Here is a 4,472-nt window from a genome sequence, read left to right as displayed (position 1 = left end):
CGTCCGCGAGTTCGGCGACCATCGGCCGCAGCCGCTGGACGTGCCCGCGCCCGAACGCGCCCGCGATCACCCGCCGCAGCCGCGTGTGGGCCGGCGGCTCGTTCTCCAGCAGCGAGTTGCGGTGCAGGAGGTTGAACGACGCGAACCGCTCCACCGGCAGCGCGTCCTGCCAGATCCGGCCCAGCCCGCGATGCCGCAGGACGGCGGCCGACGCCGCGTGCGACACCGCCACGGCGATGCCGAGGCCGTCGTGCCGGTGGACTTCGCCGCGTTCGCGGAGGTCGGCGAAGGACGGGTATGGATTCGCGAGGAAGGCCGGGTCGGCGAGGTCGAACACGTGCCGACTGTAACCCGCGCCGGGGTGGCCGCCCCGGCGCGGCAACGAGCTACAGATGCAGCCAAAGCCCCAGGTGCAGGTGCAGCCCGTGATGGTGATGGCCGTGGTGATGGCCGACGCACAGCAGCAGGCAATGTCGCGCCTGGTCGGCTCTGTCGGACTGCGGCGCGGCCGAAGCCGTGCCCACCGCGGGCCCGGCCAGCATCAGACCGAGTGCCACGGGAAACGCGGCCAGCGCGGCCCGGCGCTTCGAGGTGCTCATCTGTGATCCCTTTCTCCGCACTACGGCACCGGATGGCGCCGTGATCGAGTATTCGGTGCGGTGCGGGGAAAACGGCAGGCTGATCACCCGCGATTCCATCGTCCGGCTGATGACAACCGTTTTCAGTCGCGTTTCCGTGGTACCCGGATGGCCGCTGAAACCCACCGATCCGGTCGATCCGATGGGCGGCCGGGTGTCGTGCGCGCCGTCTTCGTCACCAACCCCGGGGGCCTTACGAGGCGCGGGCCTTCCCGCGATAGCGTTTCGAACCGAGCTTTGAGGAGGCTGACGTGGGCAAGAGTTCGCGCAAGAAGGGTCCCAAGACGACCTCGGACCGCAAGCCGAAGGTGCGCGACGTCTTCGTCGGCCAGCCCTTCGAGGGGCTCGCGGCGGAGACCGAGCTGATCGCGCTGCGTGAGTTCGTCCCGTCGGCGACGGCGGCGCTCACGCTGGGCTCCGGCGAGAAGGTCACCCTCGGCACGGTGCTGCCGATGGCGGCGGCCGCGTTCGTCCGGTCCGACGGCGAGCGCTACATCGGGATGCAGGTGCAGACCCGGTCCTCGGACATCAGCCGTGACCTCGGCCGCGCGCTCAAGTGGGTGCTGGAGGCCAAGGAGGGTGACGTGCTGTCCGTCCCGGACACCACGACCCCGCCCACCGCCGACGAGAAGGCCCGCCTGCAGGACCTGCTCGACACGGACGTCGAACTCGACGTCACGCTCTACAACGACTTCGCCTGGTGGCTGCCCGAGGACGCCGACGCGAGCGGAGACGTCGCGCTGTCCCTCGAGCGCGCGAACGCGGCGATCATGCCGACCGAACGCCTCGGCGCGGGCGCGTACTGGGTGCTCGCAGGCGAGAAGGCACACCTGCGCTGGGTCCGCCCCGAACCGGAGAACCTGCTGCTGCAAGCGCTTGCGCGGCTGTCCGCGGCCGGTGAGCTCGGGCTCGGCGAGGGCTCACGCTACGCCGGTTCGTTCCGCGCCCACGGGCTGCTCGTCCCGGTGTGGGACCTCGACCCCGAGGCCCACGCCCGCGAGTGGGCCGACGCGAAGGACCAGCTCGGCACCCGGCTCGAGGCCGCGCTGAAGTCCCTCGACACCGAGCCGCTCAACGCCGCCGAGCGCCGCTCACGCGACGGCCTCATCGGCCGTCAGCTCACCATCCGCTGATCCTTTGCCGCGCGTTTCGTCCTCTGGATGCGCTCCGCATCCAGAGGACGAAATGCGCGAGGATGGGCGCGTGATCCTTCATATCTGTGCCAAGGGTGACTGGGCGGCGGTGCCCGAAGGCGGCGTCTACACCGTCGCGTCGCTCGATTCCGACGGCTTCATCCACTGCTCGGACCCGGGAACGGCGCATATCCCGGCCAACGCCGTCTTCCCCGGCCGCACCGACCTGGTGCTGCTGGAGATCGACCCGGCGCTCGTCGGGGCGCCCGTCGTCTGGGAGGACGGGGACCCGCCGCATCCGGCCGGTATCCAGTTCCCCCACGTGTACGGGCCGATACCCCGTAACGCCGTGGTGGCCGTCCACGAATTCCCTGTTCAGGGGGACGGTTCGTTCAGAATTCCCGGCTCCGTGTCGAGGCGTTGAGCGGACGTCCCTCGAACTGGTTCGCGGCTGGAGACAACCTGTGGGGGCGGTCATGCGTTTCGGGAGAGGTGGGCCAGGCAGATCTGGCCGGGTGACCCCGGGAGGAGGCGATACGGTGACCGCTGCCGCGACGGTCATACCGGGGACGGACGTCTGGGAGGCCGGCGAGAGCCGGAAGAGCGACGTGCCCGGTGAGCTCACCGACTTCGGCGACTTCGTACGGGCCGGCCTTCCGGGCCTGCTGAGGTACGGGCACGCCCTCACCGGGAATCCGCACGACGCCGCCGACCTGGTCCAGACCGTGCTGGAGAAGATCGGCTCCCGCTGGTCGTACGTCCAGCACAAGACCGGCGACCCGATGGCCTACATCCGCCGCTCGATGGCGAACGCGCACATCAGCCGCTGGCGCCGGACCAAACGCGAGAGCCTCGTCGCCGACCTGCCGGACGTCCAGCCGTACAGTCCGGCCGATCCGTTCGAACACGAGCCGTTGTGGCAGGCGTTACGCGCGTTGCCGCCGAGGCAACGCGCGGTGATGGTCCTGCGTTACTACGAGGGGCTGTCCGAAGCGGAGATCGCGGATTCGCTCGGGATCAGCCAGGGCACCGTCAAAAGCCAGGCGAGCAAGGCGATCGCGTCGCTGCGGACGAAGCTCGCGTCGGCCGAGCCCAAGGACGAAGGGAGGGAAGCGGGATGAACATGTCCGACGAGGACGTGCGGCAGCAGCTGCGTGAGCTGTTCTCCGACGAGCGGCTGGGCGCGGGGTCCACGCTGACTCCCGAGGCGATCGTCGCGGGCGCACGCCGTCGCCGTCGCCGCCGTCAGCTGATGCAGACGACGAGCGGGATGGCCGCCGCGGTGGTCCTGCTGGGCGGCGGGCTCACCGTCTTCACGATCCACGACAGGGACAACGGCGCGGCCTTCCCCGGCGGCGACCAGCTCACCATGGGCGCGGCGTCGTCGAGCGCGGCGCAGCCGGGGCCGGGAAGTCCGCCGCCGCCTGCCTCCGCGCCGGTGGAAACGCCGAACCCGACGACCGGACCACCGCCGTCGACAGCTTCCGACGGGCCGGCCAAACCGCCGAAGAGCACTCCGGTCACGAAGCCGCCCACACAGCGCAAGGTGACCACTGGCGCGCTGCTGACCTCCGTCGGCTTCGGCAAGCTCCGGCTCGGGATGAGCGAGTCGGAGGCGGAGGCCACCGCCGGTCCGCTGCGGGCGAAAGAGGTCCGGGGCACCTGCACCTACGGCCGCGCGGACGAGGGGGCGGCCGTTCCGCTGTCGACGTCGGTGTCGCTGACCGAGGGCGACGGGATCACCGTCATCAATCCGACGGGTACGGTGCACACCCCGGAGGGGATCGGCGTCGGTTCGACCGAGGCGGACATCCTCGCCGCCTATCCCGGCAGCACCAAGGACGGCAGCTCCTACGTCGCGCCGGTGAGCGCGGTGAGCGCGTACCGGATCTCCGTGTCCGACGACGGGTCGGCCGTCGGCATCCTGCTGACCAGCATCAACCAGGGCTGTCAGCTCAGCTGACGAAACGAGAAAAACCCGGGCTTCTCCAAGGGGGAGAGCCCGGGTTTTCCCGTGGTGGGAGCGTTGGTCAGAGTGCGCCGCCCGCGACCGGGGGCATCCCCGAGTCGGCGCCGCCGTCACCGACGGACTCGCGGTGCAGGTGGTTCTCCACCTCGAACAGGTTGCCGTCGGCGCGTTTGACGATGTTGAGCAGGGTGGACATCTGGGAGATCTCCTCGACCTGCTCCTTGAGGAACCACTGCGTGAACTGCTCGCCGATGTAGTCCTCTTCGGCGCGCGCGGCCTTGGCCAGCTGCTGGATGTCGGTCGCGACGTCCTTCTCCTGCTGCAGCGCGAGCTCGATGAGCTCACGGACGTCGGAGAAGTCGTTGCGCACGTCGCCGGTGCCGGGGATCTCCACGTGGTGGTCGGTGTCCAGCATGTACTGGACCAGCGCCATCGCGTGGTTCCGCTCCTCGACGGACTGCTTGTAGAAGTGCTTCGCGAGCTGCGGCAGGTCCTCGGCGTCGAACCAGACCGCCAGCGCGATGTACTGCTGGGAGGCGTTGAACTCGTTGTGGATCTGCGCCTGCAGCAGTTCGTAGAACTTCGAGCGCGGTTGCTTCTTCTTGGTGAGGGCCATGTGTTCGAGAATACGCCATGTCCCTATTCGATTTCCACTTTTCTCTGGTGATGTACCCCCTATTAGGTTACCATTACCGATAATAGGTCCACCTCAATTAAGTAAGCCTTCCCTAA

6 protein-coding genes and 1 pseudogene are annotated in these 4,472 nt (G+C 69.0%); 4 read left to right on the top strand and 3 right to left on the bottom strand.

Annotation, left to right across the window (positions count from 1 at the left end; genetic code table 11):
- Nucleotides 1-337: pseudogene (locus AVR91_RS44130) on the bottom strand (cytochrome P450); the annotation flags it as partial.
- Nucleotides 338-386: 49 nt separating this feature from the next.
- On the bottom strand, nt 387-599 hold the full coding sequence (locus tag AVR91_RS40730; RefSeq protein ID WP_037333665.1) for a hypothetical protein: 213 nt from the start codon (nt 597-599) through the stop codon (nt 387-389).
- A gap of 290 nt (nt 600-889) precedes the next feature.
- Here AVR91_RS40730 and AVR91_RS40725 point away from each other — a divergent pair, with 290 nt between their 5' ends.
- The 4 genes from AVR91_RS40725 to AVR91_RS40710 all read left to right on the top strand — a co-directional run bounded on the left by AVR91_RS40725 (nt 890) and on the right by AVR91_RS40710 (nt 3,734).
- Nucleotides 890-1,771 carry a DUF5926 family protein gene (locus AVR91_RS40725; protein WP_063273239.1) on the top strand — a complete coding sequence of 294 codons (882 nt, stop codon included), beginning with the start codon at nt 890-892 and terminating at the stop codon, nt 1,769-1,771.
- 70 nt (nt 1,772-1,841) lie between these two features.
- Nucleotides 1,842-2,195, top strand: coding sequence for a DUF952 domain-containing protein (locus tag AVR91_RS40720; RefSeq protein WP_063273238.1), 354 nt, complete (start codon nt 1,842-1,844; stop codon nt 2,193-2,195).
- A 184-nt stretch (nt 2,196-2,379) separates the two neighbouring features.
- Complete coding sequence (locus AVR91_RS40715; protein WP_072031185.1) at nt 2,380-2,892, top strand: SigE family RNA polymerase sigma factor; 513 nt, start codon at nt 2,380-2,382, stop codon at nt 2,890-2,892.
- Nucleotides 2,889-3,734, top strand: a complete 846-nt coding sequence (locus AVR91_RS40710) for a hypothetical protein (protein WP_063275955.1) — start codon at nt 2,889-2,891, stop codon at nt 3,732-3,734. Before AVR91_RS40715 ends, AVR91_RS40710 begins: the two co-directional genes overlap by 4 nt.
- A gap of 67 nt (nt 3,735-3,801) precedes the next feature.
- Here AVR91_RS40710 and AVR91_RS40705 read toward each other — a convergent pair whose 3' ends face one another.
- Nucleotides 3,802-4,356, bottom strand: a complete 555-nt coding sequence (locus tag AVR91_RS40705; protein ID WP_063275956.1) for a ferritin — start codon at nt 4,354-4,356, stop codon at nt 3,802-3,804.
- Nucleotides 4,357-4,472 lie beyond the last annotated feature (116 nt).

It is taken from the genome of Amycolatopsis keratiniphila subsp. keratiniphila (genome assembly GCF_001620365.2).
Taxonomy (GTDB): Bacteria; Actinomycetota; Actinomycetes; order Mycobacteriales; family Pseudonocardiaceae; genus Amycolatopsis; species Amycolatopsis keratiniphila.
The sequence above is the reverse complement of the archived record's forward strand: the minus strand, read 5'-3'. Positions and strand labels throughout refer to the sequence as shown.

What these genes read in the sequence shown, in the direction of transcription:
- AVR91_RS40730 (WP_037333665.1), bottom strand. Translation starts at nt 599, where the DNA reads ATGAGCACCTCGAAGCGCCGGGCCGCGCTGGCCGCGTTTCCCGTGGCA.
- AVR91_RS40710 (WP_063275955.1), top strand. Translation starts at nt 2,889, where the DNA reads ATGAACATGTCCGACGAGGACGTGCGGCAGCAGCTGCGTGAGCTGTTC.
- AVR91_RS40705 (WP_063275956.1), bottom strand. Translation starts at nt 4,356, where the DNA reads ATGGCCCTCACCAAGAAGAAGCAACCGCGCTCGAAGTTCTACGAACTG.